Annotated in this window: 24 protein-coding genes and 2 pseudogenes; 12 read left to right on the top strand and 14 right to left on the bottom strand. The window is 69.1% G+C overall.

The window, feature by feature from the left end:
- Positions 1 to 242: 242 nt before the first annotated feature.
- The 4 genes and pseudogenes from OG975_RS29735 to OG975_RS29720 form a co-directional block, all read right to left on the bottom strand.
- On the bottom strand, positions 243 to 1,493 hold the full coding sequence (locus OG975_RS29735; RefSeq protein ID WP_406332449.1) for an MFS transporter: 1,251 nt from the start codon (positions 1,491 to 1,493) through the stop codon (positions 243 to 245).
- A gap of 4 nt (positions 1,494 to 1,497) precedes the next feature.
- Complete coding sequence (locus OG975_RS29730; RefSeq protein WP_406332448.1) at positions 1,498 to 2,124, bottom strand: winged helix-turn-helix domain-containing protein; 627 nt, start codon at positions 2,122 to 2,124, stop codon at positions 1,498 to 1,500.
- A gap of 1,267 nt (positions 2,125 to 3,391) precedes the next feature.
- Positions 3,392 to 3,862, bottom strand: coding sequence for an NUDIX domain-containing protein (locus OG975_RS29725; RefSeq protein ID WP_406332446.1), 471 nt, complete (start codon positions 3,860 to 3,862; stop codon positions 3,392 to 3,394).
- 2 nt (positions 3,863 to 3,864) lie between these two features.
- Positions 3,865 to 4,583: pseudogene (locus OG975_RS29720) on the bottom strand (XRE family transcriptional regulator).
- Between the two features lie 281 nt (positions 4,584 to 4,864).
- Between OG975_RS29720 and OG975_RS29715 the strand changes: the two are divergent.
- Together OG975_RS29715 and OG975_RS29710 are read left to right on the top strand one after the other, a co-directional pair.
- Positions 4,865 to 5,106: pseudogene (locus OG975_RS29715) on the top strand (hypothetical protein).
- The gene (locus OG975_RS29710; protein ID WP_004000859.1) at positions 5,094 to 5,339 is read left to right on the top strand and encodes a hypothetical protein; all 246 of its coding nucleotides are present in this window, start codon (positions 5,094 to 5,096) and stop codon (positions 5,337 to 5,339) included. Before OG975_RS29715 ends, OG975_RS29710 begins: the two are co-directional and overlap by 13 nt.
- A gap of 244 nt (positions 5,340 to 5,583) precedes the next feature.
- Here the strand turns inward: OG975_RS29710 and OG975_RS29705 are convergent, their stop codons facing one another.
- Entirely contained in the window at positions 5,584 to 6,213 is a 630-nt protein-coding gene (locus OG975_RS29705; protein ID WP_330306845.1) for a Uma2 family endonuclease, read from the bottom strand.
- 145 nt (positions 6,214 to 6,358) lie between these two features.
- Here OG975_RS29705 and OG975_RS29700 point away from each other — a divergent pair, with 145 nt between their 5' ends.
- From OG975_RS29700 to OG975_RS29685, 4 genes are all read left to right on the top strand, one after another.
- Positions 6,359 to 6,775: a VOC family protein gene (locus OG975_RS29700; RefSeq protein ID WP_406332445.1), complete on the top strand. Its 417-nt coding sequence runs from the start codon at positions 6,359 to 6,361 to the stop codon at positions 6,773 to 6,775.
- 171 nt (positions 6,776 to 6,946) lie between these two features.
- On the top strand, positions 6,947 to 7,354 hold the full coding sequence (locus tag OG975_RS29695; RefSeq protein WP_406332443.1) for a hypothetical protein: 408 nt from the start codon (positions 6,947 to 6,949) through the stop codon (positions 7,352 to 7,354).
- Positions 7,355 to 7,359: 5 nt separating this feature from the next.
- The gene (locus OG975_RS29690) at positions 7,360 to 7,866 is read left to right on the top strand and encodes a thiol-disulfide oxidoreductase DCC family protein (RefSeq protein ID WP_406332442.1); all 507 of its coding nucleotides are present in this window, start codon (positions 7,360 to 7,362) and stop codon (positions 7,864 to 7,866) included.
- A gap of 10 nt (positions 7,867 to 7,876) precedes the next feature.
- A complete protein-coding gene (locus OG975_RS29685; protein ID WP_406332440.1) occupies positions 7,877 to 8,770 on the top strand; it encodes a TetR family transcriptional regulator in 894 nt (297 codons plus the stop codon).
- Positions 8,771 to 8,812: 42 nt separating this feature from the next.
- Here OG975_RS29685 and OG975_RS29680 read toward each other — a convergent pair whose 3' ends face one another.
- The gene (locus tag OG975_RS29680) at positions 8,813 to 11,218 is read right to left on the bottom strand and encodes an MMPL family transporter (protein ID WP_406336524.1); all 2,406 of its coding nucleotides are present in this window, start codon (positions 11,216 to 11,218) and stop codon (positions 8,813 to 8,815) included.
- 163 nt (positions 11,219 to 11,381) lie between these two features.
- On the opposite strand from OG975_RS29680, the gene OG975_RS29675 reads away from it, so the two are divergent.
- The 3 genes from OG975_RS29675 to OG975_RS29665 all read left to right on the top strand — a co-directional run bounded on the left by OG975_RS29675 (position 11,382) and on the right by OG975_RS29665 (position 15,880).
- Positions 11,382 to 12,071: a response regulator transcription factor gene (locus tag OG975_RS29675; protein WP_330306841.1), complete on the top strand. Its 690-nt coding sequence runs from the start codon at positions 11,382 to 11,384 to the stop codon at positions 12,069 to 12,071.
- 56 nt (positions 12,072 to 12,127) lie between these two features.
- Complete coding sequence (locus tag OG975_RS29670; RefSeq protein ID WP_406336523.1) at positions 12,128 to 13,597, top strand: ATP-binding protein; 1,470 nt, start codon at positions 12,128 to 12,130, stop codon at positions 13,595 to 13,597.
- A gap of 180 nt (positions 13,598 to 13,777) precedes the next feature.
- Positions 13,778 to 15,880: a sulfatase-like hydrolase/transferase gene (locus OG975_RS29665; protein WP_406332438.1), complete on the top strand. Its 2,103-nt coding sequence runs from the start codon at positions 13,778 to 13,780 to the stop codon at positions 15,878 to 15,880.
- A gap of 7 nt (positions 15,881 to 15,887) precedes the next feature.
- On the opposite strand, the gene OG975_RS29660 is transcribed toward OG975_RS29665, so the two are convergent.
- Positions 15,888 to 16,295, bottom strand: a complete 408-nt coding sequence (locus tag OG975_RS29660) for an ATP-binding protein (protein WP_406332437.1) — start codon at positions 16,293 to 16,295, stop codon at positions 15,888 to 15,890.
- Between the two features lie 103 nt (positions 16,296 to 16,398).
- Positions 16,399 to 17,961, bottom strand: a complete 1,563-nt coding sequence (locus OG975_RS29655) for an ABC transporter substrate-binding protein (protein WP_406332435.1) — start codon at positions 17,959 to 17,961, stop codon at positions 16,399 to 16,401.
- 227 nt (positions 17,962 to 18,188) lie between these two features.
- Here OG975_RS29655 and OG975_RS29650 point away from each other — a divergent pair, with 227 nt between their 5' ends.
- On the top strand, positions 18,189 to 18,722 hold the full coding sequence (locus OG975_RS29650; RefSeq protein WP_406332433.1) for a GNAT family N-acetyltransferase: 534 nt from the start codon (positions 18,189 to 18,191) through the stop codon (positions 18,720 to 18,722).
- Between the two features lie 21 nt (positions 18,723 to 18,743).
- Here the strand turns inward: OG975_RS29650 and OG975_RS29645 are convergent, their stop codons facing one another.
- Both OG975_RS29645 and OG975_RS29640 read right to left on the bottom strand, forming a co-directional pair.
- Positions 18,744 to 20,165, bottom strand: a complete 1,422-nt coding sequence (locus OG975_RS29645; protein WP_406332431.1) for a metallophosphoesterase — start codon at positions 20,163 to 20,165, stop codon at positions 18,744 to 18,746.
- A gap of 16 nt (positions 20,166 to 20,181) precedes the next feature.
- Positions 20,182 to 20,424, bottom strand: a complete 243-nt coding sequence (locus OG975_RS29640; RefSeq protein WP_406332430.1) for an SCO4848 family membrane protein — start codon at positions 20,422 to 20,424, stop codon at positions 20,182 to 20,184.
- A gap of 112 nt (positions 20,425 to 20,536) precedes the next feature.
- On the opposite strand from OG975_RS29640, the gene OG975_RS29635 reads away from it, so the two are divergent.
- Positions 20,537 to 21,823, top strand: coding sequence for a D-alanyl-D-alanine carboxypeptidase family protein (locus OG975_RS29635; protein ID WP_406332428.1), 1,287 nt, complete (start codon positions 20,537 to 20,539; stop codon positions 21,821 to 21,823).
- Here the strand turns inward: OG975_RS29635 and OG975_RS29630 are convergent.
- The 4 genes from OG975_RS29630 to OG975_RS29615 all read right to left on the bottom strand — a co-directional run bounded on the left by OG975_RS29630 (position 21,777) and on the right by OG975_RS29615 (position 24,682).
- Positions 21,777 to 22,703: a YihY/virulence factor BrkB family protein gene (locus OG975_RS29630; protein WP_406332427.1), complete on the bottom strand. Its 927-nt coding sequence runs from the start codon at positions 22,701 to 22,703 to the stop codon at positions 21,777 to 21,779. The genes OG975_RS29635 and OG975_RS29630 overlap by 47 nt on opposite strands.
- Positions 22,691 to 23,098, bottom strand: a complete 408-nt coding sequence (locus OG975_RS29625; RefSeq protein ID WP_406336521.1) for a GtrA family protein — start codon at positions 23,096 to 23,098, stop codon at positions 22,691 to 22,693. Before OG975_RS29625 ends, OG975_RS29630 begins: the two co-directional genes overlap by 13 nt.
- A gap of 158 nt (positions 23,099 to 23,256) precedes the next feature.
- A complete protein-coding gene (locus OG975_RS29620; protein ID WP_406332425.1) occupies positions 23,257 to 24,201 on the bottom strand; it encodes a decaprenyl-phosphate phosphoribosyltransferase in 945 nt (314 codons plus the stop codon).
- A complete protein-coding gene (locus OG975_RS29615; RefSeq protein WP_406332423.1) occupies positions 24,194 to 24,682 on the bottom strand; it encodes a phosphatase PAP2 family protein in 489 nt (162 codons plus the stop codon). The genes OG975_RS29620 and OG975_RS29615 overlap by 8 nt, the downstream gene beginning before the upstream one ends.
- Positions 24,683 to 24,914: 232 nt before the next feature.
- Here OG975_RS29615 and OG975_RS29610 point away from each other — a divergent pair, with 232 nt between their 5' ends.
- On the top strand, positions 24,915 to 26,264 hold the full coding sequence (locus OG975_RS29610) for an FAD-binding protein (protein WP_406332422.1): 1,350 nt from the start codon (positions 24,915 to 24,917) through the stop codon (positions 26,262 to 26,264).
- Positions 26,265 to 26,311: the final 47 nt, after the last annotated feature.

Below are 26,311 nucleotides of genomic sequence, written 5' to 3'. Positions count from 1 at the left end.
CGCAACGCCCCCTCCACCGATCGGAGGCCCCATCTTGGCGCACCCGCCGAAGCCGAACCTCGGCGGTACCCCCGCCAAACAACTGTGGGATCCCAGTGAGGTTGTCTCGTGATCTTGCAGTGACCAGGTGCGGGACAACTTCGCCGGGACGGACGCGGGAGCTTGTCCGGGTGAATCTGGCCGTGGCGGTCCTGCGGGAGAATTCCCAAGGTTTCTGGTCGGGCAGGTGAAGGTGTCATCGATCATCGCGGAGCGACTGGGGATTGCGGCTGCGGAGCGGTGTCAGCGGCAGCCGTCGCAGGCTCGGACAGGGCGCTGCGGCGATGCTCGGATCGGGTGAACAGGTAAGCCGACGCCAAGGCGGCCAGACTCGCGATGGCCAGGAGGAGGATCCGGTAGTCCACCACTGCAATCAGTGCTGCGCCCACGGCGATCGCGATTGTTTGCGGGGTGGAGAGCGCCAGGCCGAGTGCCGCGTCCGTCCTGCCCATCAGCTCTGGCGGTGTGCGCCGCTGGAAGAGCGTCATGATGCCGACGTTGATCCACGGCAGGCTTGAGCCGATGAGCGCGGAGCCCGCTAGAGCGGCTGGCGTCGACGAGGCGGTCTGCAGCAGGAACCCGACCGTGGAGCTGGCCAAGGCAAGGGCGACGAGGAGGCCTTCGCTCAGGCGCCGCATCAGGGCGGCTGCCGTGATTCCGGCGGCGACCGCGCCTGCTCCCTGGGCGAAGATGAGGACCCCCAGGAAGGCGTCTGGACGGTGCAGTCCGTCGCTCACCACGGCGAAGAGGGCTGTCTCCGAGAACCCGAAGGCGATCGCGGTCAGCGCGCCGGCCATGGCCAGTTGCCGCAGGGCAGGGGTGGCGCGGATGTGGCGGGCGCCGGCGGCCGCCTCGGCGAACCAATGTTGCTTGGATGGCGTTGGCTGCTCCTCGTTCACGCGCAGGGCGAGCAGCGTGGCGACGGCAACGAGGAATGTCACCGCGTCGCCGATGATTACTGGTGTCGCGCCGAACGTGGCGAGCAGTCCGGCGCCGAGGAGGGGAGTGAGCAGTCTCAGCCCCCACTGGGCTGTCTGCATGGCGCTGTTGGCGTCCCCCAGGAGTTCCTCGGGCACCATGGTCTGCAGCAGGGCCGTCTGCGCCGGGCCGAGGACGCCGGCCGACAGGCCGTAGCCGAACATCACGACGTAGATCAGCCATACCTGGCTCTGGTCGTGGACCGGCAGCAGGAGCACGACCAGAGCCGCGGTGGCCAGGTTGGTAGCGATCAGCAGAGGTCGTCGGCGCATCCGGTCGGCGAGAGCGCCTCCGACCGGCCCGCCCAGGGTGCCCAACGCGAACATGAAGATCGACAGGCCGGCGGCCGAGGCACTCCCGGTGAGCATCTTGATCCAGATCCCCAGGGCGAGCCAGAGTGCCGAGTCGCCGAAGGTCGACAGGGTCTGCCCGGCTATGTAGAGCCGGGCGTTGCGGTGTGCTAACAGGCGTCGCATCTGCTCAGGCCTCCGGCTTGGTTGCGTCGAGCGGGAAGGCGAACAGGAGCATTTCGACCGGCAGGCTCTCGGGCGGGCGGCGCGAGGGATCCTCCAGGCGGTCCCGGTATCGGTCGAGGACCTCTAGGACGTCGGCGAGCAGTTGCTGAGCCTCCTCCGGCGTCACGTAGGCGAGGTTCTCGTTCCCGCTGGTCACCTGCAGCCAGGGGCCTTCGAAGCGGGACCGGCGGGCGTTCACCATGCTGGCCCGGTTGAGCCACGTCTCCCACAGCAACTGCGCCAACGCTTCGGACGCATGGGACATCTCCGCATCGCCCTGGTCGGTGTCCACCGAGAAGCCGATGTGCTTGAGGCGCCAGGGTCTGCGCCGCCCGGGTGCCTCGCCGGCCTCCTCGACAAAGCCGTACTTGGCCAAGGTCCGCAGATGGAATGCACAGTTCGTCGGCGACTCCCCGATCACCTCGGCTGCCTCCGTCGCGGTGAGCGGTTCGCGTTGGACGAGCGCCTCCAAAAGCGCGAGCCGAGTCGGATGGGCAACCGCCCTCATCGCCTTGGGATCCGTGAGTTGACGGAGCGGACGCGCGTCACCCCTGGAACGCTCGGGGCGCTGCTGGGACTCTTCAGAAGACATGTTTCGAAACAGTAGGCTCGAAACAATCCTTTCGACAAGACTTCTGGAGGTGCCAATCGCCTTTCAACTCAAGCTCGTTGGCGCCAGACAGATGCCCTGGGCACGGGTCAGGATCCGCACTCGCCGGGAGCACGGGGTCGCCAGCAGACCAGCATGCAGAGGTGGAGGTGGACCGCACCGTCAAGGTGGTTGGCTACATCGGTTTGGGCGGCGACACGTGCAACTGACGATTACCGATCGCGTCTGGGTCGTGGTCTTCTGCTTGAGGGGTTCGTAGGGTCTGACCCCCGAGGCCGCCGTGGGGGCGCCGGTGGAACTCCTCGGCGTCGATGCGGTGCGAGCCTTCACGACGCTGTGCAGCCATGAGGGACTCCGCCACACCCGGCTCCATGACCTCAGGCACTCGGCGGCGACACTCCCCCTCGAACGAGGTGTCGAACGCAGCGCCGTCAAGGAACTCCTCAGTCGGTAGCGCACTGCGCAGGTCACCTCGATCCGCGAGGGCGGATTTCCTGGAATTTGCGGGTCATGACAGGCCCAAGATGAGCAATGAGCTCACATCCCGGGTCGCCAGGGTGCGGCAAATACCAAAGGAAAGAGGTGCAGATCACCTCGTTCACCTCGGGGATTCCTCTACAAAATTGCTCTTCCAGAAAGACAAGAACAGATCGCCAATCCAAAGCGTCCGGACCCTGCGCTACGAAGGAATTCACTACATCCTGCACGACATCTCAAAAGAAGACGTGTGGCAGCACTCCGTCCTCATTGAACACATGGGCACCATATGAATCCTCGAGAATCGGAAACCTGGATACCAGATCTTCCACCAACTGCACGTCACCGCTCACGTGCACAGCCCCAGACCAACGCAGACGCCCAGACCCCTGCACCTTCCGGCATGAGCATCATCAATAGCAGCGATCAGACTATTTGCCACTTCCATATCACGCACCGCTCTCACCACGACCACCTATTGACCGAGCTTCGAAGCTGCGTTGTACTGGCGATGTGATTCCTTCCCTCAACTCGCGCTCCACCGAGGGCTTCATGGTTGGCTGCGACAATTGCCGACCCGTCGCCAATCAAGTTGGGATTTCCGGAACCGTGGAACAGGGCATTGACGAGATTCAACAGGTTGGCATTATCATCTATGCGGCTCCCTCTACCTGCTTTTTCGCAGGTCAAGCGTAGTTTGCTGGTCCGGTGAAGTCTGTGGGTGTCCGTGGTCGTGCGGGGTTGTTGCTGTCAGCTACTGCCGTCAGCCGGTTCAGCCGAGGTACGGCTTCTCGCGCTGTTCCAGGAAGTGCTGGAGCCTGAGCCGTTGGGTGTGGTGCATCGGCAACTGCTCGATCTCTTCCGCCGGCACGAACCGGAGCTCGGTGGACTCGTCGGAGATCTCCAACCGGCCGCCGGTGATGCGGGCGGTGAAGCAGACGTTGAACTGGCGGCGGACCTCGCCGTCGGTGTAGGCGATGATGTGTTTCGGGTCGGTGTAGGTGCCGACCAGGCCCGTGATCTCCACGTCCAAGCCGGTCTCCTCCTTGACCTCGCGGACGGCCGTGCCTGGCAGGGAGTCAGTCAGATCCATGCCGCCACCGGGCAGCGCCCACAGGTCGTTGTCACGGCGGCGCTGGAGGAGGATGCGCCCGTGGTCGTCGGTGACGACGGCGGAGGCGGCGACGACCATGCTGTTCGGCTTGGGGGCGTTCGGGTCGTCGTGGTACTCGGTTCGCGCCACGGTCAGCCGTCCTCTCGTACAGGCGTCGCCGTCGCCCACACCGCGTCGAAGCTCTCGGCGTAGGTGTCGAACATGCCGCTCTCCTGGTGCCGGCGAAGATGCCACACGGGGGCGGCGTAGGCGTTGACGCCCCAGGTGTGTGCGTTGACGAGTTGCTGGTCGTCGGCGCGGTAGAGGGAGTTGTAGAGCGTGGTGGCGTGGGTGCGGACTTCGATGCCGGGGGTGCCGGCGAGCGGCCTGTAGTGCATGAGCGCGAGGCGGCAGCGGGATTCGATGCCGTGGCCGAACCGCTCCTCCTGGCCGCGGGCTTGGACGTTGTCGCTGTCTGCGTCCCCGATCGCGATGCGGACGGTGCAGCCTTCGGCGGCGCGTTCGGTGAGGAGTTCGTTCAGTCGTGGGTACGCCTCGTGGAGGAAGACGGCCGCGTATACGAGGATGTCGATCCGTTCCCGGGCCTGGGCCAAGAGGTCTGCGAACGTCGAGACGGGGATGTCGGCCCGCTGGTCGTAGAGCGCGACCAGTTCGGGGCTGATGGCGCGGGCGGGGCGGGCTTGGGGAGCGCCGGCCAGGGTGCGTGCACGTCTTCTCCCAGGGCTTTGGCCGCCTGTAGGGCTGTGGCACGGCGTGGGGTGCGCCCGAGGTTCACCCAGCGCTCGACCGACTTGGGGTCGATCTCGACCTCCTTGGCGAGGGCGGCGTACGTCCAGCCTCCGGCCGCCATGACGGCTCGTAGTCTCTCGTTCGGCACGAGTCTCCCCTTTCGTCTCGGGACGGCACCAGGGACGTTCTACACAGTGCAGGACGTCCTGGAGTGGGGTTTGGTGGAGGTTCCTTCGTCCCGGTGACCGGCGTGAGGATCGGTGCCGACCCTGCGCCACCGATACGCCCGGGGGCACGGTCCACGCCGCCGAGGAGTGCCAACGTGCGAAAGAGCGCCACCCTATGTGTTCCCGCCCTACGACTGGACGCCCGGTCGCTGATCGCCTCGCCGGGGTGGTCACGATGACGGTCCGCAACCCTGATGCGGTCGAGCAAACTGCCTCGCCCGGTGTGGGCGCCGTGGTGGTCGACCGTCGGAACGGCCGGGCGGGCGTGACGATGGGGCACGTGGGGCCGTACGTGCAGCTTCGGCCGCCGCGCGGTGGCCGGGAGTGGGACGTACCGCCCGAGGACGTACGTCCGCTGCCCCGGCCGAGGAGTTGAGCGCCAAGGTGGCGGTGGCCAACCGGAGGTGGGGACGGTGACCCCTCGCTCGGTCCTGCGCTACGAGACCTGGACTCTCCAGCCCGACCGCGAGCCGGACGCGGAGCCGGTCCTGTACGCGATGCAGTGCGCCGTGGACGGAGAGACATCGCCGACAAGCGAGGACTTCGCCGAACCGCAGAACTGGGTGCTGCGTCACTGCGGCCAGAACCCGTCCCACCACACCTACCGGGAGATCATCACCCGGCCCTGGCGAGCCTGGCGGCAGACGTGACCCGCCCCGCCCGTCCAAGCGCCGCACCGCGCTGACCTACCCAACTCGCGTCCCTGCCGGGCGCGGCCGATCGAGGCTCCCCCGTCCTCGTCAGCCCCGGCAGGGGCGGTCTTCGCCTGCGTGCAGTGCTCATGACCATGGGGTTCTACCCTCAGGCTTACAGCCAGGAAGCCCTTTTCGCCATCGGCTGAGGGCGTGATGCGGGGGCCGGCCACGCCCTGTGGCCGGCCCCCCGCAAAGGCTCCTACGCGGGCTCCGAACCGCCGCGCCGCCGATTGATGGCCGTCAGGTCGATCTCGATCTCGAAGGGGACGGTGACCTTGAGGCGGTCGTGGAAGATGCCCGTGAGGCCGTACGACTTGGTGGCCGGGTCGAGTTCGTAGACGTAGACGACGGGGAGGCCCTTGTCGTCGTCCTCCTCCACCCTCCAGAAGTGCTCGACTCCGGCGGCGGCGTACTTGCGCGGTTTGACTTCTCGGTCGCGTTCGCGGGAGTCGGGTGAGACTACTTCGACAGCGAGGACGATGTCCTCTGGCTTGTACCAGGTTTGCTTCGGCCCCGTGTTCGCCTCCACCAGGAAGACCAAGACGTCCGGCTCGGGACGATTCTTGGTGTCCAACTTGATCGCCATCTCCCGCATGACATCAAGATGGTCAGGGGCCTGCTCCAGAAGACTGTTCTCCAGCAGACGCATGCAACGTCCGTGGAAGGCGGTCTGCGGACTCACGAAAACGAGACTCCCGTCGATCAACTCCGTGTGCGGCGGGAGGCCCGGAATCCGGTCTAGGTCGTCCGCGGTCCAGCCCTCGGGGGGCGGGATCGGCCAGCGGTACGCCGACTCGTCGTCGAGGCCGTTCTCGGATGCGGCGCTCATCAGTGCTCCCATGGGACGGAGTCTCGCCTGTCGATTCAGCGTACCCAGGGGGAATGAGAGGCGCTTCACCTCAACGGGTGATCACATGTTCGGCCCGCGGTCAGTCCCTCCTCATCCCCTTCCGGTCCGCACCTAACCTGACGACATGTCAGATGACGTGTCATACGAGCTGCTCGGGTTCGACAACGTGCTCCTGTCCGTCGGGGATCTCAACGAGGGCGTGACCTTCTACGAGCGGGCCGGCTTCCCCGTGGCGTTCCGGCTCGACGAGGCCGGGATCGCCCTGTTGAAGGTGGGCAAGGAGACGCCCGGCGTGCTGCTGCGGCTGGACGAGGAGTTGAGTCACCGGCCGCCGCCGTGGGCCTCGCCGCGGGTGTGGCTGGAGGTGCGGGACGCGCGGGCCGCGGCGGACGCCCTCGCCGCGGTGGGCGTTCAGCCTCTCGACGAACCCTTCCCCGTCGCCACCGGGTGGACCGTCGAGATCGCCGACCCCTGGGGCAACGTCATCGGCCTCACCGACTACAGCAAGCGGCCCGAACTGGGCCGCGCCGCACGGGCGTAGGCGTGACCCAAGTCGCCACCCAAGTCGCCACCCAAGAGGCAAGACCAGACGCGGCCAAGACGTGACCCGAGACGTGACCCAAGACACCCACCACCAACTTGAACGTGTTCAAACACAGGTCTACATTCCTTCCTGACAGCGTTTTGAACGCGTTCAAGAAGGGGTGGGGACATGGACCTCACAGTCGTCGCGTACGTCATCTATCTGCTGGTCAGCATCGCGCTGACCATCTGGGTGGCGCGCACGCTGAGCCACAACGGGCGGATCTTCCTGGCCGATGTGCTGCACGGCAACGAGAAGCTCGCCGAAGCCGTCAACCACCTGCTGGTGGTGGGCTTCTACCTCGTCAACCTGGGCTTCGTCGCGCTCTATCTGAACCAGGACCAGGAGATCGCCAACGCCCGCGAGATCTTCGAGGCCCTGTCGACCAAGCTCGGCGTGGTGCTGCTCGTGCTCGGGGTCATGCACCTGGGGAACGTGTACGTGCTCAACAAGATCCGGCGGCGGGGCGTGATGGAGCGGGAGCAGCTGCCGCCCGTCGCGCCGACCGACTGGATCGCACCCGCGGCCGGGGCGTGAGTCCGGTGGCCGGCGCCTCAGCCACCCGGGACCGGGACGCCGCGCGCGTCCCGGTCCTCGGGCTCACCGTGCTCTACGACGCGCAGTGCTCGCTGTGCACCTTCCTGCGGGGCTGGCTCGCGAAGCAGCCGCAACTGGTGCCGCTCCGGCTGGTACCCGCCGGGTCCGACGAGGCGCGGGCGCTCTTTCCCTCGCTCGATCACCGGGCCACCCTCGAGGACATCACCGTCGTGGGGGACGGAGGGCAGGTCTACCGTGGCGCCGCCGCCTGGGTCGTCACCCTCTGGGCATTGCGCGAACACCGGCCGCTCGCCCATCGGCTGAGCACCCCGGCCGGCGCACGTTTCGCGAAGGGTGCCATGCTCACCGCCGCCAAGTGGCGCGAGACCCAGTCCCGCGAGGGCTGGGGCGGGGGCGTCTATCAGCGGGGCGACGGCTGGGTGTACGACCCGAGCTCGGGATGGACGTACCAACCTCCTGCCTGCGACAGCGGCACCTGCTCCACTCGTTAGGCTCGTCCCCGTGCCAGCACCGAAAGACAGTCCCGCTCACCACAGCCGCGCTCAGGACGGTCCCGGCCCGGACGGCCCCGGCCCGGACGGTCCCGGTCAGGACAGTCCCGGTCAGGACAGTCCCGCTACGGCCCCCGCCAAGAGCCCGGCCAAGAGCGAGCAGACCCGTGCCCTGATCCTGGAGACGGCGCTGCGGCTGTTCCAGGAGCGGGGCTACGACAAGACGACCATGCGGGCCATCGCCCAGGAGGCCGGGGTCTCCGTCGGCAACGCGTACTACTACTTCGCCGGCAAGGAGCACCTGATCCAGGGCTTCTACGACCGGCTCGCCACCGAGCACCAGGTGGCGATCCGGGAGGTGCTGGACCGCGAGACGGACCTGGAGGCCCGGCTGGGCGGGGTGCTGAAGGTGTGGCTGGACATCGCCACGCCGTACCACGAGTTCGCGGTGCAGTTCTTCAAGAACGCCGCCGACCCGGACAGCCCGCTCAGCCCCTTCTCCGCCGAGTCGGAGCACGCGCGCGTGGAGGCCATCAGCGTCCACCGGGAGGTGCTGGCGGGGGCGAAGACCAAGGTGCCCGAGGAACTCCGCGACACACTGCCCGAGTTGATGTGGCTCTCGCAGATGGGCCTTGTCCTGTACTGGATCTTCGACCGGACCGAGGGGCGCGAGCGCAGCTACCGGCTCGCCGAGCGCGGCGCACGCCTCACCGCGCGCGGCGTCTCCCTCGCCCGCTTCCGTATCCTGCGGCCCCTGGTCCACGAGGTGCACGAGCTGTTCACGGACTTCCTGCCGGGGATGACGAACGCTCTGCCCGACCCGGCGAAGAAGGCCACGACCGCCAAGACCGCTAAGACCTCGAAGACGGCCAAGACGGCCAAGACGGCCAAGAAGAAGGCTTAGGGGCGCCCGCCCGGCGGACGCCCCTCGCATCCCCGGCCGGCCTCAGTTGACCGCGTCCACCTCCCCCTCCGCCAACTCCACGTCGTACACCAGTGGTTCATCGGTCACGACCACATGCCGGGCCCGGGCCCCATACGTGTCAGCCGTCGCCGCCAGCAGATACGTCCCCGGCTCCGGCACCGAGACGATGTACGAGCCGTCGGCCAGCGACGTCACCCGGTCCAGCTGGCGGCCGCCGGCGGAGAGCAGGGTGAGGACCGCGCCGTCGACCGGCGCACCCTCCGGGTCGCGGACGAAGCCGTGCACCACCGTCGCGCCGCCCGCGGGGGCGGCCTCCTCGGACGCCGATTCGCGTGGCTCCACGGCCAGATGCGGCAACCGCTTCTCCAGCCCGGCCGGCAGCCACCAGTTGGACTTGCCGAGCAGATGCATCGCGGCCGGCACCAGGGCCGTACGGAGGATGAACGCGTCCAGGGCGACCGCGGCCGCCAGGCCGACGCCCGCCATCGCGGCGCCCGAGTCGCCGCTCAGGACGAAGGCCAGGAAGACGCAGACCATGATCAGGGCGGCGGAGTTGATGACGCGGCTGGTCTCCGCGAGGCCGACTCGGACGGCACGCGCGTTGTCCTTGGTGTGCACCCACTCCTCGTGCATCCGGCTCACCAGGAACACCTGGTAGTCCATCGAGAGGCCGAAGAGGAGGGACAGCATGATGACGGGCAGGAAGGAGTTGATCGGCCCTTCCTTGCCGAGGCCGAGCAGGTCGAGGCCCCAGCCCCACTGGAAGATCGCGACGAGTACGCCGAACGACGCGGCTGCGGCGATCAGGTTCATCAGCGCGGCCGTCAGCGGCACCACGAGGGAGCGGAAGGCGACCATCAGAAGCAGGAAGCCCAGGCCGATGATCGTGGCGACGAAGTAGGGCAGCCGGTCACCGGTGATGGACGAGAAGTCCTTGGAGACGGCCGTCACGCCACCGACGTGGGCCTGCGCCCCCGCGTCCGGGATCACCCGGTCCCGCAGCCTGTCGATGAGCTGGTCGGTCTTCTCCGACTGCGGCGAGGTCGTCGGCACCACCTGGATCACCGTCACGCCCCGCGCGGGCGGCAGCGCGGCGACCCGGGCCACTCCGGCCGTGTCGCCGATGTCCTTCACCAGCGCGGAGGTGTCGCCGCCGGACGTGACCACCTGAAGGGGGCCGTTGAAACCGGGCCCGAAGCCCTCGGCCAGCAGGTCGTACGCCTTCCTGGTCGTCGTCGAGGCGTCGTCGTTGCCCTGGTCGGTGGCGCCGAGCCGCAGCCCGAGGACGGGCAGCGCGAGGACCGCCATGACGGCCAGGGCGAGGAGGGCGATCGTCCGCGGACGCCGCTGGACGCCCGCCGACCAGCGTGCCGCGGCGCCGCTCGTCCGCTCCTTCTCGGGCCCGTTGGCCGCCAGCTTGCGCCGCTGGCGGCGGCTGAGCACCCGGGTGCCGAGGAGGCCGAGCAGCGCCGGCAGCAGGGTGATCGCCGCGAGCACGCTGAAGATGACGGTGAGCGAGGTGCCGATGACCACGCCGTCCAGGAAGCGCAGGTTCGTCACGAGCATCCCGGCGAGCGCGATGCACACCGTGCCGCCCGCGAACAGCACGGCCCGCCCCGAGGTGTTGAGGGCGACGACCGCCGACTCCTCCGGCGCCATGCCGCGCAGGATGCCGCGCCGGTGCCGGGTGACGATGAACAGCGCGTAGTCGATGCCGACGCCGAGGCCGATCAGCGTGGCCAGCAGCGGCGCCAGGTCGGGCACGGACGTGACATGGCTGATCAGCTGCGTGGAGAACAGACCGGTGCCGACGCCGAAGATGGCGATGCCGATCGGGAGCAGCATCGCGAAGAGGGATCCGAAGGCGAGGAACAGGACGACCGCCGCGGCCAGGATGCCGATCATCTCCGCGAGGCCGGTGGGCGGTTCCTGCACCTTCTGGATCGCCTGACCGCCCAACTCGACCTGGAGACCGTTGCGTTCGGCGTTCTGCGCGGTGTCGACGACCTTCTGCACCAGGTCCTTGGGTACGGTGTTGGCCTGGTCGGCGAAGGTGATCTGGGCGTACGCGATCTTCCCGTCGGAGCTGATCTGCGCCGCGCCCTGCTCGCCCGAGTACGGGCTGGTGACGCCGCCGACGCCCGTCATCTTCCCGATCTCTTCGAGCGCGGGCTGGATCCGGGACCGTACGGACTGGTCGCGGACCGTTCCCCCGTCGACCTTCCACACCACCGTGTCGGTGTCCCCCGCGCTGTCCGGGAACGCCTTCTCCATCAGGTCGTACGCGCGCTTGGAGTCCGTGTTCGGAAGGGAGAAGTCGGTCGCGTAGTCCGTGCCCGCGGTGGACGCCGCGAAGCCCAGTCCGAACAGCGCCCCCACCCACAGCAACAGGACCACCAGCCGGTGCCGATAGCACCACCGTGCCAATGTCGCCACGCTCAACGCTCCTTCAGTCGGTCGGTTGGTCCCCCAGGTCCTGGAGCAACCATCGACCGAGCCCCGTGCGCGGCGACACGGCCCGCACATGACTCTCAAGGAACTCCAAAGCGAGAGCGCCCCATGTCGGGGCAGGTGTACGGATACTGGGGACATGACCGCTCACGAGGGGGCCACCGTCCTCGTCGTCGAGGACGAGCCGAGCATCGCGGACGTCCTCGCCATCGCCCTGCGCTACCACCGTTTCGAGGTGATGACCGCGGGCACCGTCCGCCAGGCGCTCACGCTCGCCGAGCGCACCCGCCCCGACGCGGCGCTGCTCGACGTGATGCTGCCGGACGGCGACGGCCGGGCGCTCGGCCATGAACTGCGGGAGCGACAGCCGGACTTGGCGATCGTCTTCCTCACCGCGCGGGACGCGCCCGCCGAGATCGTGGGCGCGCTCGGCTTCGGCGACGACTACATCACCAAGCCGTTCAACATCGACGAGGTCGTCGCCCGGATCACGGCCGTCCTGCGCCGCACCCGCCCCGACGACGTCCTGCCGCAGCGACCGCCCCTGCGCTACGGCGACCTGGAGCTGGACGAGACGACGTACTGCGTCCACCGCGCGGGCCGTACGGTCGAGCTCACCCCCACCGAGTACGCCCTGCTGCGCTTCCTGGTCCGCAACGGCGGACGGATCGTGCCCAAGGAGCAACTCCTGCGCCACGTATGGCAGTACGAGCACCCCGCCGAGTCGACCGTCGTGGAGACGTACATCAGCTATCTGCGGCGCAAGCTCGAACCGCTGGGACCGCCGGTGATACAGACCCGGCGGGGCGTCGGATACGGGCTCACATGAGGATTTCGGTACGCAGGGACGGCGCGGCCCGCGACACCGTCCCGGCGGAGGCGGGTATGAAGACCGGGACCCGCCGGAGGCCGCGGCTCCGGCTCCCGCGCTGCCGGCACGGCATCCACTCGCTGCGCGGCGGCCTGACGCTCGCGAACGTGGGGCTGCTGGCCCTGGGCATCGTCATGGCGACCGCGGTGAGCCTGATGGGCATGCGGCACTATCTGGTCGACCAGGTCGACACGGAACTGATCAAGACACGGGACTCGCTGGGCGCCTCACGGCTCACCATGCGGCAGATCGACTCACTGAGCGCGGTGGCGTTCGTACGCGACCGGCTCGTTCCCTCCGCGGACGAGTCACCGAGGCCGGACTCGATCTTCGCGGCGGTCGACCGGAACGGAAAGGCCGTCACCATCGGCGGCTTCGGCGGCTTCAAGCCGACCAGCAGCCAGCTCGCCCTGGCGGACGCGGTGGACGACCCGCACGCCCTCGTCGCCGACCGCGACCCGCACGACGTGACGGTGCACGGCGCCTCCTACCGGGCGACCGGAGCACGGTTCGCCGACGGAACATACGTCCTGCTCGCCACCTCGACCGACGGGCTGCACAAGGGCATAGCGAAGGCGCTCAAGCTCGATCTGGCCTTCGGCACCCTGCTGTTGGCGCTGCTGGCCTGCCTGACGATGTTCAGCGTGCGCCGCCGGATGCGGCCGCTGGAGGCCATGGTGGAGACCTCGTCGGCGATCGCCGAGGGGGATCTGACCCGGCGCGTGCCCTCCAGCCATCATCCGACCCAGGAGGTCGAACAGCTGCGGCTCGCCCTCAACTCCATGCTCCACCAGGTCGAGTCGGCGTACCGGACGCGCGAGCGCAGCGCGGCCCAGCTGCGCCGGTTCGTCGGGGACGCCTCGCACGAGCTGCGCACACCGCTGTCGGCGATACGCGGCTATCTCCAGCTCTACGAGAAGGGCATGCTGACCGATCCCGCCGAGCGCAGGCGGGCCTGGGACCGGATGAACGCGGAGGCCGACCGCATGGGCCGGCTCGTGGACGAGCTGCTGACCCTGGCCCGGCTCGACCAGCGCCCCGAACTCCGCTTCAGGAACGTCGACTTGAGCCGACTGGTACGGGACGCGGCCGCGGATCTGCGGGCCCAGCAGCCGGGGCGCCCGGTGACCGTGGGCGCCGAAGGCACGCTGCTGCTGCACGCCGACGAGTCGGGGCTGCGGCAGGTACTCGGCAACCTCGTGGGCAACGTACGCACCCACACGCCCGCCGAAGTGCCGGTGCGGCTCGGTCTGGAGCGCGCGGACGGCGTCGTACGGCTGTGTGTCGCGGACGAGGGTCCCGGGCTCGCGGAGGACGACGCGGCGCGTATCTTCGACCGGTTCTTCCGGGCGGGCGGCGGCGCGGGCAGCGGGCTCGGCATGGCGATCGTGCAGGGCGTGGTGACGGCGCACGGGGGCAAGGTGGCGGTGCGGACGGCGCCGGGCGAGGGGCTGGCGGTCACGGTGACGCTCCCGGCGCGCTGACGCCCCCTTTCCAGCCCCGTGACCTGCTAGAACGGTCTTGGGACGGACTTGGGCAGAAGCAGACCCGGAGGATTGAACACCGGCCGCCACGGCGCCGTACAGCACAGGTGAAGGCGGCCCCGACCTCCCCAGCCTGGTCCGCCGTGCCACCACCGGGCTTCGCACGGAAGGACCGCCGGGTTGTCGTTCAACACGAGCTCTCGACAGCTGCCGAACACGGACGAGAAGCCTCCGGGGGAGGGTCCCGCGCCGGAGCCTTCGCCGGAGCCATTGCCGGAGGCCACCGCGGAGACGTCCACCCCGGGCGCCAGTGCGACGGCCCCGGCCGAACCCCTCGCAGATGACGGCGAGACCCCGGCCGAGGCTGCCTCCGGTGACAGCGAGACCCCGGCCGAGGCCACCGCGACCGCCGCCGAAGCTGAAGCCCCCGCCGAAGCCACCGCCACCGAAGGTGAAGCCCCCGCCGCACTCGCCTCCGCCGAAGCCGAAGCCCCGGCCGCCGCCTCGGATGACGCCGAAGCCCCGGCCGCAGCCTCGGATGACAGCGAAGCTCCGGCCGAAGTCACCGAAGACCCGGCCGAAGCCACCCCGGACCCCGCGCCGGCCCCCGCGCCCACCCGAGGCCGGCGGCGCTGGCACGGCTGGCGCGAAAGGTACCCCGTCGCGGCCCGCACCCTCGCGTGGACCACCACCGCCCTGGCCGCCGCGCTCGTGCTGTTCGCGCTGCTCATGCCGAGCAGGATCGGCACCTTCCGGCCCGCCGAGTTCTTCCGTATCCCGGTGGAGGCGATCTTCGGCGCCGCCGTACTGATCGTCCTGCCGCGCAAGCCGCGGATCGCCGTGGCGGCGCTCGGCGGGCTGTGCCTCGGCGCGCTGACGGTCCTGAACTTCCTCGACATCGGCTTCAACGAATACCTCGGGCGCGGATTCAACGTCGTCCTCGACTGGACGCTGTTCAGCGACGCGCAGGCGTACCTCCAGGACACGATGGGCAAGAACGGCGCGCTCGGCATCGTGGTGCTGGTCGTGGTCCTCGTGATCGCGATGCTCGTCCTCATGACGCTGTCGGTCGTCCGGCTGGGCAACCTGGTGGCCCGGAACACCGAACTGGCGACGCGTACGACGCTGGTGATGGCCATCGTCTGGGTCACCTGCGCGGCGCTCGGCGTGCAGTTCTCCGGCGTACCGATCGCCGCCGAGCACACGACGCTGGTCGTCCAGGACCGTGCCATGCGGGTGCGGAACACCCTTCGCGACGAGGCGGCGTTCGCGAAGGTCGCCAAGAAGGACGCGTTCGCCAACACCCCGCCGGACCAGCTGCTGACGGGGCTGCGCGGCAAGGACATGATGATCACGTTCATCGAGAGCTACGGCCGCAGCGCGATCGAGGACCCGGTCATGGCGCCGGGCGTCGACGCGACCCTCACCGCCGAGAACGAGAAGCTGACCAAGGCCGGGTTCGCGGCGAAGAGCGGCTGGCTGACGTCGGCGACGTACGGCGGAAGCAGCTGGCTGGGTCACTCCACGTTCCTGTCGGGCCTGTGGATCAACAACCAGCAGCGCTACCGCACCGTGACCGCGGGCAACCACCTGACCCTCCCCGGCGCCTTCAAGAAGACGGGCGCCTGGGACACGGTCGGCATCATGCCGGGTGTGCAGAAGGCCTGGCCGGAGCAGAACTTCTACGGCATCGACAAGGTCTACGACTCCCGCGATCTCGGCTACAAGGGACCGAAGTTCAGCTGGTCGACCATGCCCGACCAGTACGCGCTGACCGCGTTCGAGCGGCTGGAGCACAGCAAGAAGCACGACAAGCCGCTGATGTCGACGATCATCCTGACCTCCAGCCACCAGCCCTGGGCACCGATCCCCAAGACGGTCCCCCAGGACCAGGTCGGCGACGGCTCGGTCTACGACGCCATCGAGAAGGCCGGCAAGAGGCCCGCGGACATCATCACCGACTCCACCAAGTCCAAGGAGGAGTACGGCAAGTCCATCCAGTACTCGGTGACCAGCCTCATCGACTACCTGGTGAAGTACGGCAACAAGAACACCGTGCTGATCTTCCTCGGCGACCACCAGCCGATCGCCCGGGTCAGCGGCAACAACGCCAGCCGTGATGTGCCGGTGTCGATCGTCGCCAAGGACCCGAAGGTCCTCGACAAGATCGCCGACTGGAACTGGACGGACGGCCTGCGGCCCGATCACAACGCCCCGGTCTGGAAGATGAGCGCGTTCCGCGACCGCTTCCTGACGGTGTACGGCTCCACACCGCACCCGTAGCAGCCTCTTAGGAGGATCCGGTGGCGGCGACCAGCGCCCACACCGTCTTCCCGTACCGCCCCCGGTTCCACACCCCCCACGCCACGGCGATGTTCTCCACGAGCTGGAGCCCGCGGCCGGTCTCCTCCCAGTCGGCGACCGGCCGCAGACGGGGCTCGGCGGTGCCCTCGTCGGAGACCTCGATGAAGCAGGAGCCGTCGGCGAGGGCGGTCACCGCGACCTCGAACTCCCGCTCAAGCAGGGGTCCGTGGCGCACGGCATTGGTCGCCAGTTCGGAGACGAGAAGCACGACATCGGCAAGGGCCGGATCGTCGGAGCTGTGACCCCAGTCGGTCAGATGGTCCCGTACCCGGCGCCGGGCGAGACCGACGGACGCCGGATGCCTGGGCAGCCGGAATGAGTTACGTCTCACCACGTCTGCTCCTCACCCCGCACACACCTCCGACACATGGTGCTGCGTTGGGCGAGAGCGCGATGTCACTGGGGTGGGTGTCCGCCCCGCGGGATCACGTCAGTTGTCATATCCAGCTCAGCCGCCAGAGGCGGAAGACACCGGTCCCGTCCGACAGATACTGACCGCCCCCGACGTCCTCACTGCTGAGTACATACTCCTTGCGCTGCCACAGGGGAATCAGCGGAACATCCTGAGCCACGACTTCCTGCAACTGCCGGAAGGAGTCGGTCGCGAGGCTGCGGTCCTCGTCCTGCTGAGTGTCCAGAATCAGCCGGTCGACGGCCTTGCTGCTGTAGCCGTTCTTCATGCTGTTGCCGGTGCCGACGAGCGGGGCGCTGAAGGTGTCCGGGTCGGGATAGTCGGCGACCCAGCCGACGGCCCACGCGTCCAGCTTGCCCTCGGCGTACCGCTTCTGGAAGGCGGTCCACTCGTAGCCCTTGGTCGCCACCTTGAACAGCCCGCTCGCCTCCAGCTGCCGCTTGAGCTCGGCGGCCTCCTGCGCCGCGGCGCCCCGTCCTTCCGCGTACCCGTAGGTGAACCGCACCGGAAGCGACACCCCGGCCTCGGTCAGCAGCGCCCGCGCCTTCTTGGCGTCCGGCTTCGGGTAGTCGTCGAAGAACGACGTCGCGTGCCCCGTGATGCCCGCCGGAATCAGCCCGTACAACGGATCGGTCGTCCCCTTGTACGTCTGGCTGACCAGTTCCTCGCGGTTGATGAGCGCGGCGATGGCCTGCCGCACCCGCCGGTCGTGCAGCGGCGCGTTCGCCCGCACATTGAGGACGAGGTTGCGGGTCTCGGCGCTGTCGACCTCCGTGACCCGCTGATTCGGGTCGCTCGGCGAGAGTCCGGCGAGCAGCGCGGGAGGCAGCTGACGGGCGGCGACATCGAACTTCTTCGCCTTCCAGCCGGCTTCCAGCGCCTCCGAGTCGGCGTAGTAGCGCAGCACGATGGGCCGGCCGGTCTCCTTGACGGCGCCCTCGTAGTGCGGGTTGGGCGCGAGGACGGCCCGCTTGTTCTTCGTATACGTCTTCAGTACGTACAGTCCGGTGCCGTCGGCGCCGGTGTCGGTGTCGGTACGCAGGGCACGCTTGGGGTAGCGGGTGTGGTCGACGATCGAACCGGCGCCGGTGGCCACCTTGAACGGGAAGGTGGCGTCGGGCGAGGACAGATGGAAGGTGACCGTGAGGCCCCTCGCGTCGACCGAGCCGAGCGTGGCGAGGAGGGACGCCGGTCCCACCTCGTCGTTGATGCGCTTCACCCGCTCGAAGGAGAACTTCACGTCCTCGGCGGTCATCTTGCGCCCACTCGGAAACGTGAGGTCGTCCCGTAACGTACAGCGATAGGTACGCAGGCCAGTGCCCACGAAGCCGCAGCTCTTCGCCGCGTCCGGCACGGGGGCCGCGCCGCCCGGCTCGAACGTCAGCAGCGACTGGAACACATTGCTGAACAGCGCCCATGATCCGGCGTCGTACGCGCCCGCCGGGTCGAGCGACGTGACGGCGTCCGTCGTGCCGACCGTGATCGTCTTGCCGCTGTTCTCCTGCGCGGGCAGCAACTGCCAGCCGCCCACACCCACGCCCGCCAGCACAAGCAGCGTCGCGAGAATCCGTATGCGAACCGATCGCATCGGTGCCCCTCCCCAGGCCCACCGCACGTCACTCCCCTAGTGACGCGGATCACCTAACCACAGGAGTTTCAGGTGGGGGAAGAGCTTCCGGAAGAGTGGTCCGAGGCGATCGAAACGATCATTTCAAGCCTGTTTCACAGCTAATCCTCAGGCTTCTCCGAAGGTCGTCTCCACAACCCTCACCAGCCGTCGGCCCTCTGTCGCACCCATCAGGCAGGATGGGCGCCATGACCGAGATCCACACCCCCCGTCTCCTCCTCCGCCGCTGGTACGACGACGACCTCGCACCTATGGCGGACATCAACGCGGACCCCCAGGTCATGCGCTGGATCGACGACGGCTCGCTCCGCGACCTGGACCAGACGGCGGAGGACATCGAGCGCTGGGAAGAGGAATGGGACGAGGAGGGCTTCGGCCTCTTCGCCGTGGAACTGCTGGCCTCCGGCGAGCTGGCCGGCGTCGTGGGCCTGTCCGTGCCCGAGTTCCTGCCGGAGGTCCTGCCCGCCGTGGCGATCAGCTGGCGGCTCGGCTCACCGTTCTGGGGCCAGGGCTACGCGTCCGAAGCCGCCCAGGCCACGCTGGAGTTCGCGCTCCAGGACCGTGGCCTCGACCGCGTCATCAGCATCAGCCGGATGGGCGACGACGCCTCCGAGAACATCATCCGCAAGCTCGGCATGAAGCCGGAACGCGAGACGGCACACCCGGTGTACGGCTTTCCGCTGCACGTCCACACCATCGACCTCACCGAGTACGAGGCGTGAACCCGGCCCAGTCCCCCACGCTCAGGCTTCCCTGGAGGCCAGCTCCACGACGGTGATGTCCGAGGGGGCACCCACCCGCGTCGGCGGCCCCCAGGCCCCCGCACCCCGGGAGACGTACAACTGGGTGTCCCCGTACCGCTCCAGCCCCGCGAGCGTCGGATTGGCGGCCGCGGCGATGAAATTCCCCGGCCACAACTGCCCGCCATGGGTGTGCCCCGACAGCTGAAGATCGACCCCGTACCGCACGGCCTCATGAATCTGCACAGGCTGATGCGCGAGAAGCACGCACGCGCGTGAGGCATCCCGATCCCCCAGGGCTTTCCCGAAGTCGGGCCCCTGCCCCTCACTCTCTCCCTGTACGTCATTCACGCCGGCGAGATCGAATCCGGCCACCTCGGTACGCGCGTTCTCCAGAGGCTGGATCCCCAGCTCCCGCACTTCCCGGACCCATTGCGCGGCCCCGGAGAAATACTCGTGATTACCGGTCACGAAGAACGCCCCGTGCCGCGCCCGAAGCTGAGCGAGAGGCGCGGCCGCCGGTCCCAGATCCTTCACGCTGCCGTCGACCAGATCCCCGACCACGGCGATGAGATCGGGCTGCGTCGAGTTAATGGTGTCAACGACCTTCTGCGCGAAGCCACGCCCGAGCACAGGCCCCAGATGAATGTCACTGACAACAGCGATCCGGAACCCATGAGCAGAGCGCGGCAACTTGGCCAGCGGCACGGTGACCCGCTTCACCCGAGGCCCCCGCAGAACCCCGTACGTCCCGTACCCCACAGTCCCCACGGCGGCAGCCGCAGCGGCCCCACCCACCACCCGGGAGACGAAGAGCCGCCGGGAGGATCCCTCCGTCGACGGGAGAGGCCGGGACGCTCCCTCCGCCGACGGGAGCGGCCGGGAGGAACCCTCCGCCGATGGGAGACGGCCCGCACCCGCCAATCCGACCGGAGGGGCCGTGCCGGGGTGTCCGCCCGCAGCGGATGGCGCGTCAACGCCGGCTCCTTGAAGGCCGACCGATTCCGCGCCAGACCGAGGACGGATACCCCGGCGCGGCCCCGCCCCCACCACAACGGCGGGCGCGGCACCCCCACTCACCGCACGCCGCTCGACAACCCGCGCACGCCGCTCGACAACCCACCGCACGACCGGCCGTACGAGCTCCCCCACCACCAGCGCCAGCACCAGATAGATCGCCAGCGCCATCCACAGAAACCCGGGCCAGGCCAGCACCCGCTGAACCCAGAACGGCGCCCCACCGCGCTCACTCGCGACAGCGCCGAACATCAACAGCGGCCCGGCGGCAAAAACCACCGCACCCGCCCGCCGGACCACCCCCGGCCCGGCCGTCGTGTCCCGCACCAGCCGCCGCCAGGCATACCAGTGCAGCCCCCCGAGCACGGCCAGCGCAGCTACGCCCGCCAGCACGAAAACGATGACCATGGCGCCGTATCCCCCGCTATGACGTCTGGCGCAAAGCGCGCACCCCGCGCAACCCGATCCACCCGACGACCGTCCCCAACACAAAGGAGACGACGGCGAGCGTCAGATGCACCCAGAGGTACGCCGTCGGACTGCCCGCGTCGTCGAACGCGAGCCCGCTGCCGTCCTTGAACAAATTCTTGATGAAAGTGACCCAAATGACCCAGCTCCACACCCCGAAGGCGAGCAGGAACCAGGACACGGGGCGGCTGAGCTTCATGGGTTCAGTATCGCCGTCGCCTACCGGGACCCGGCGCCGGGGTGTGGAGGGCGAGGGGACTCCCCGAAAGGCTGATGGGACTTCCCGACCCGATCCCTGTACTTTCTCGACCGTGCCCGCCACCAAAAAGACCGTCAAGCGATCCTTGCTGGTCACTTCCGCCACCCTGTTGGCCCTTTCGCTCACCGCGCCCGTACCCGCGTTCGCGGACGCGAGCCCCACAGCGACAGCGACCCCGACCACGACCCCGTCGGCCACACCCCCGGCGAACATGTCGACCGTCGGCGGCGAACGGCTCGGCGAGGCCGGAACCCAGGTGACCCTCGGCGCCGGCGCCCCCGTACTGCCCAAGGACCTCACCGCACGCTCCTGGATCGTCTCGGACGCGGAGTCCGGCGACATCCTGGCCGCCCACAACGCGCACTGGCGGCTGCCCCCGGCGAGCACCCTGAAGATGCTGTTCGCCGACACCCTGCTGCCGAAGTTCCCGAAGAGCACCGAGCACAAGGTGGCCTCCTCCGACCTGGCGGGCATCGGCGCGGGCTCCAGCATGGTGGGCATAAAGGAGGACGAGACCTACACGGTCCACGACCTGTGGCTCGGCGTCTTCCTGCGCTCCGGCAACGACGCCGTACATGTGCTGTCCGCGATGAACAAGGGCGTCGACCAGACGGTCAAGGACATGCAGGCGCATGCCGAGGAGCTCCAGGCCCTCGACACGCACGTGGTCAGCCCGGACGGCTACGACGCGAAGGGCCAGGTGTCGTCGGCGTACGACCTGACGCTGTTCGCCCGCTCCGGGCTGCAGAAGAAGGACTTCCGGGAGTACTGCTCGACGGTGCGGGCGAAGTTCCCGGGCGAGAGCACGAAAAACAAGAAGGGCAAGAAGACCCGGGAGTCCTTCGAGATCCAGAACACCAACCGCCTGCTGACGGGCGACAGCGACATCTCCACCTACCAGGGCATCGCGGGCGTCAAGAACGGCAACACCACCAACGCGGGCGCCACCTTCACCGGCGTCGCCGAACGCGACGGCAAGGTGCTGCTCGTCACGGTCATGAACCCGGAGAAGAACGAGCACAACGAGGTCTACAAGGAGACCGCGCGGCTCTTCGACTGGGGCTTCAAGGCCGCGGGCAAGGTCGAGCCGGTGGGTGAGCTGGTGCCGCCGAAGGGCGTGGAGACGAGCGCGCAGCCGGGCGCGAAGCCGTCGGGCGGTTCGGGCAAGGACAACGCGTCCACGAAGCCGGTGGCCGCCGCCTCCGACGCGCAGGGCGGTTCGAGCGGCATCGGCATCGCGCTGGCCATCACCGGCGGACTCCTCGTGCTGCTGGCGGCCGGCGCCTTCCTGATCAACCGCCGGTGGCCGCTGCCGGATCTGATGCGCCGCCGCCGCTGACGGCGGCGGGCTCCTCGTCGCCCTGCGCCCGCGGCCGCGGCTGCGTCGCCGTCCAGGCGGCGCAGTACAGCAGCAGCTTCGCGGTGAAGTTGATCCACAGCAGCAGTGCGATCGGCACCCCGAAGGCGCCGTACATGCTCTTCGACGCGACGCCCCTCATATAGCCACTGAGCAGCAGCTTGAGCAGCTCGAACCCGGCGGCGCCGATCAGCGCGGCGACGATCAGCCGACGCCGCGCCGGCTGGACGCCGGGCAGCAGGGTGAGGACGTACAGCAGGATCAGGAAGTCGGCGAGTACGGCGACGGTGAACGCGGCGGCCCGCAGCAGCACGCTCCCCCAGCCGTTCTCGTCGATGCCGAGCTCCCGGGCCGTCCAGCCGACCGTCGTGGACGCGACGGTGGAGACCGCGATGGTGAGGAGCACGGCGCCGCCGAGTCCGACGAGTACGCCGGCGTCCTTGACCTTGCGCAGGAGGGCGTTCTCCTCGCTGTCGGGCAGCTCCCAGACCGCGCGCAGACACTCCCGCATCGAGCCGACCCAGCCGATGCCGGTGACCAGCAGGACGGCGCCCGCGATGAGACCGATCGTGGCGGCGTTCTGGACGAGGCCGTTGATGTCCAGCTGGTCGGAGATGCCCGGCACCTGCTCGGCGAGCTTGTCCTGGAGGTCCTTCTGCTGGCTGCTGCTCAGCGTGGCGGCCGCGATCGCTGCGGCGACGGTCAGGAGCGGGAAGAGCGCCACGAAGCTGATGAAGGTCATCGCCGCCGCGAGCCGGGTCCACTTCACCCGGTCCAGACGCTCGTACGACTGCCACGCGTGCGTGGCCATCAGGCGGGCGACGAGGGGGCCCACTCCGGGAAGCTTCTTCAGCCAGTCCATGATCCGACTCTGCCCTCGCCCCGACCACCTCGAACGCCTCGAACTCCTCGGAAGACCAATGTCCGGGTACCCCAAAAACGCAGGACAGTGGCGAGCGCCATTCCGATTCCGGCGCCGGAGACCGTGTCCGCGCGCTGCGAGGTGAACCCGAGGCCGTAGTGGCTGAGGGCGATGCACAGCAACTGGACGAGGGCGCCCGCGATGTTCACCGCGAAGAAGATCACGTACTGGCGCGGGCCCCGTGTGGTCGTGTGCCGGTAGGTGCCGAGCGCGTTGCCCGCGTATGCCACCGAACACCCCGCCACGAAGCTCAGCGCCTTCGCGGTGAGCGGGTCGAGGCCCACTGGTCCGCGCAGCCACACGAAGAGGCCGAGGTCGGCGGCGTAGGCGAGGATTCCGGCGGTGGCGAAGCCGAGGAGTTCCCGGGCGAGCGGACTCCGGGCGAACCGGCTGCGGGCGAACGGGCTCCGGGCGAGCGGGCTGCGCGAAACCGGTTGCCGGGCAACCGGTTCCTGGGCCGCCGCCCCTGGGGCAACCGGTTTCTGGGCGACGCTCACCAGTTCGCCACCGCGAGCCCGTACATCGCCAGCCACACCAGCCCGATGAGCGCGAGCGCGCGGTCGCGCAGGACCACGTCCTCGGGCTCGCCCGCGGTGCCCCGGTCGGCGAAGACGGCGTACCGCAGGATGGCCAGGATGAAGGCGACCATCGACAACTGCCGCCAGGGCAGCACGCCGGTGCTGGGCACACCGCCCTCCTCCAGGGCCCACAGGCAGTAGCCGAGGACGGAGACCCCGGCGGCCAGCTGCCAGACGAAGCGCAGGTAGCCGGTGGTGTACTCGGTGAGCAACGCGCGCGTGGCGCCCGCTTTCCCGGCCATCTGCACGGCCTCGGAGTAACGCTTCGCCGAGACCATGAACAGCGCCCCGAAGCCGGTGGTGATCAGGAACCAGCGCGAGAGCGGGATGCCGAGGGCGAGACCGCCGATCATCGCGCGCATCAGGAACCCGGTCGTGACGACGACGAGGTCGACGACCAGGACGTGCTTCAGGCTGACGCAGTACGCCAGTTGCATGCCGATGTACGCGGTGAGCAGCGCGGCGACGGCCGGCGAGCAGAACCAGGCGGCGGCGGTGGGCGCGAGGAGCGCGAGGGCGCCCCCGACGGCGTACGCGACCGGGACGGGCACCTGGCCGGCGGCGACCGGGCGGTGGCGCTTGACCGGATGGGCGCGGTCGGCGGCGGCGTCCCGGGCGTCGTTGATCAGATACACGGCGGAGGCGCAGGCCGTGAACAGCGCGAAGACGAGTGCCAGTTGGGTGAGCGCGTTCCGGGCGAAGAGCTGGCCCGCGGCGGCGGGTGCGGCCACGACCAGCACGTTCTTCACCCACTGGCGGGGGCGCGCGGTCCTGACCAGGCCACGGACCAGGCCGGTGAGGCTCACCGCGGGCGCGGGAGCGGCCGGTGTGCGCTCCAGGAGTGCCGTGCGCTCAGTCATGGCCGACCCCGATCCAGCGGGCGCCCAGGCGGGCCGTGAGGGCGCCCAGGGCGGCGCCCGCGGCGACGTCCGAGGGGTAGTGGACGCCGACGACCATCCGCGAGACGCACATCGCGGCGGCGAGCGGGGGGACGACGTGCACGCCGAGCGCGCCGTACGCGACCGCGGCGGCCGCCGCCGAGGTGGCGTGCGAACTCGGGAAGGAGTGCTGTCCGGCCGTGCGCACCAGCGGCACCACGTGCGCGGGGCGCGGACGGCGCACGATCCGTTTCACCGCCATGCTCGCGAGATGCGCGGTGGTGGTGAGCGCCGTAGCGCGCAACCACGCTCCGCGCCGTTCACGGTCGACGGCCGCCCCGGCGAGCCCCGCCGCGACCCACAGTGCGCCGTGCTCCCCGCTCCAGGACAGGGCGCGCGCGGCAGCCGCGACGCGCGGATCCGTGCCCCACTCGTGGAGGGCCGACAGCAGTCGGCGATCCATGTCTTCAAGTTGGCGGTCCATGCCATCAAGTCGGTGGCCGACGTCGCCAAGCCGTCGGTCCATGCCGTCATGGTCGTCAATGTCGTCCATGTGATCTCACTCTTCTAGGGAGCGGTCGCAGAATTACGGCAATCTATGACGACATCCCATTAATCACCCATTTCGGTGAGGACCCGTGAGGGCCGGTTAGATTGCGACGTTATGCACCCTTACCGGCGCTACGGTCACGGTCATGCCTGCCGACGCCGTCTCCGTCACCGGTTGGGGCCGCACCGCCCCGACCACCGCCCGTCTGGTCCGCCCGCGCACCTACGAGGAGGCGGTGGCCGCCGTCCGGGAGTGCGGGACGCGTGGAGGCATCCCCCGGGGGCTCGGCCGGGCCTACGGGGACGCCGCGCAGAACGCGGGCGGGGCCGTGCTCGACATGACGGGCCTCGACCGGATCCACGCGATCGACGCGGACGGCGGAACCGTGCTGTGCGACGCGGGCGTCTCACTGCACCGGCTGATGGAAGTGCTGCTGCCGCTGGGCTGGTTCGTGCCGGTCACCCCCGGGACCCGCTATGTGACCGTCGGCGGCGCGATCGGCGCGGACATCCACGGCAAGAACCACCATGTGTCGGGCTCGTTCGCCCGGCACGTCCTCTCCTTCGAGCTGCTGACGGCGGACGGCGGGATCCGCACGGTCGGCCGCGGCACGCCCCTCTTCGACGCCACGGCGGGCGGCATGGGCCTGACCGGCGTGATCCTCACGGCGACCGTCCGGCTCCAGCCCGTCGAGACCTCCCTGATGTCCGTCGACACGGAACGCGCGGCGGACCTGGACGACTTGATGGCCCGCCTCACCGCCACGGACCACCACTACCGGTACTCGGTCGCCTGGATCGACCTGCTCGCGCGCGGGGCGTCGATGGGGCGCTCGGTGCTGACCCGCGGGGAGCACGCCTCTTTGGACGCGCTGCCGCCACGCGCGCGTAGACACCCCTTGGTGTTCCGCCCCGCGCAGTTCCCGTCCGCGCCCGCCTTCGTGCCGGAGGGGCTCCTGGGGCGTGCGACCGTGGGCCTCTTCAATGAGCTCTGGTACCGAAAGGCACCACGCGCGCGTGCCGGTGAACTGCAGAAGATCTCCACCTTCTTCCACCCCCTCGACGGGGTGCCGCACTGGAACCGGATCTACGGGCGGGGCGGCTTCGTCCAGTACCAGTTCGTCGTCGGCTACGGGCAGGAGGAGGCGCTCAGGCGGATCGTCGGAAAGATCTCGCAGCACCGCTGCCCGTCCTTCCTCGCCGTCCTGAAGCGCTTCGGAGAGGGCGATCCGGGCTGGCTGTCCTTCCCGATGCCCGGCTGGACCCTCGCCCTGGACATCCCCGCGAACCTGCCAGGCCTCGGCACCTTCCTCGACGAGCTGGACACGGAGGTGGCGGGGGCCGACGGCCGGGTGTACCTCGCCAAGGACGCGCGGCTGCGGCCCGAGCTGCTGGCCGAGATGTATCCGCGACTCGGCGAATTCCGTTCCCTGCGGCAGGAGTTGGACCCCCGGGGAGTCTTCACCTCGGACCTGTCCCGCCGCCTCGGTCTGTAGTCGGCTCCAGGAGCTGTCGTGAAGTCGGCTCCACGAGCCCTTATGAA

Source organism: Streptomyces sp. NBC_00203, from assembly GCF_045206325.1.
GTDB lineage: Bacteria > Actinomycetota > Actinomycetes > Streptomycetales > Streptomycetaceae > Streptomyces > Streptomyces lutosisoli.
Note: the sequence above shows the minus strand (reverse complement) of the source record. Positions and strands in the feature narration are given on the sequence as shown.

Bases quoted from the DNA above. Each gene is read 5' to 3' on its own strand.
- OG975_RS29630 (WP_406332427.1), bottom strand. From the start codon at position 22,703: ATGGACTGGCTGAAGAAGCTTCCCGGAGTGGGCCCCCTCGTCGCCCGC.
- OG975_RS29650 (WP_406332433.1), top strand. From the start codon at position 18,189: ATGACCGAGATCCACACCCCCCGTCTCCTCCTCCGCCGCTGGTACGAC.
- OG975_RS29675 (WP_330306841.1), top strand. From the start codon at position 11,382: ATGACCGCTCACGAGGGGGCCACCGTCCTCGTCGTCGAGGACGAGCCG.
- OG975_RS29620 (WP_406332425.1), bottom strand. From the start codon at position 24,201: ATGACTGAGCGCACGGCACTCCTGGAGCGCACACCGGCCGCTCCCGCG.
- OG975_RS29730 (WP_406332448.1), bottom strand. From the start codon at position 2,124: ATGTCTTCTGAAGAGTCCCAGCAGCGCCCCGAGCGTTCCAGGGGTGAC.
- OG975_RS29670 (WP_406336523.1), top strand. From the start codon at position 12,128: ATGAAGACCGGGACCCGCCGGAGGCCGCGGCTCCGGCTCCCGCGCTGC.
- OG975_RS29695 (WP_406332443.1), top strand. From the start codon at position 6,947: ATGGACCTCACAGTCGTCGCGTACGTCATCTATCTGCTGGTCAGCATC.
- OG975_RS29615 (WP_406332423.1), bottom strand. From the start codon at position 24,682: ATGGATCGCCGACTGCTGTCGGCCCTCCACGAGTGGGGCACGGATCCG.
- OG975_RS29645 (WP_406332431.1), bottom strand. From the start codon at position 20,165: ATGGTCATCGTTTTCGTGCTGGCGGGCGTAGCTGCGCTGGCCGTGCTC.
- OG975_RS29655 (WP_406332435.1), bottom strand. From the start codon at position 17,961: ATGCGATCGGTTCGCATACGGATTCTCGCGACGCTGCTTGTGCTGGCG.
- OG975_RS29640 (WP_406332430.1), bottom strand. From the start codon at position 20,424: ATGAAGCTCAGCCGCCCCGTGTCCTGGTTCCTGCTCGCCTTCGGGGTG.
- OG975_RS29700 (WP_406332445.1), top strand. From the start codon at position 6,359: ATGTCAGATGACGTGTCATACGAGCTGCTCGGGTTCGACAACGTGCTC.
- OG975_RS29735 (WP_406332449.1), bottom strand. From the start codon at position 1,493: ATGCGACGCCTGTTAGCACACCGCAACGCCCGGCTCTACATAGCCGGG.
- OG975_RS29610 (WP_406332422.1), top strand. From the start codon at position 24,915: ATGCCTGCCGACGCCGTCTCCGTCACCGGTTGGGGCCGCACCGCCCCG.
- OG975_RS29705 (WP_330306845.1), bottom strand. From the start codon at position 6,213: ATGAGCGCCGCATCCGAGAACGGCCTCGACGACGAGTCGGCGTACCGC.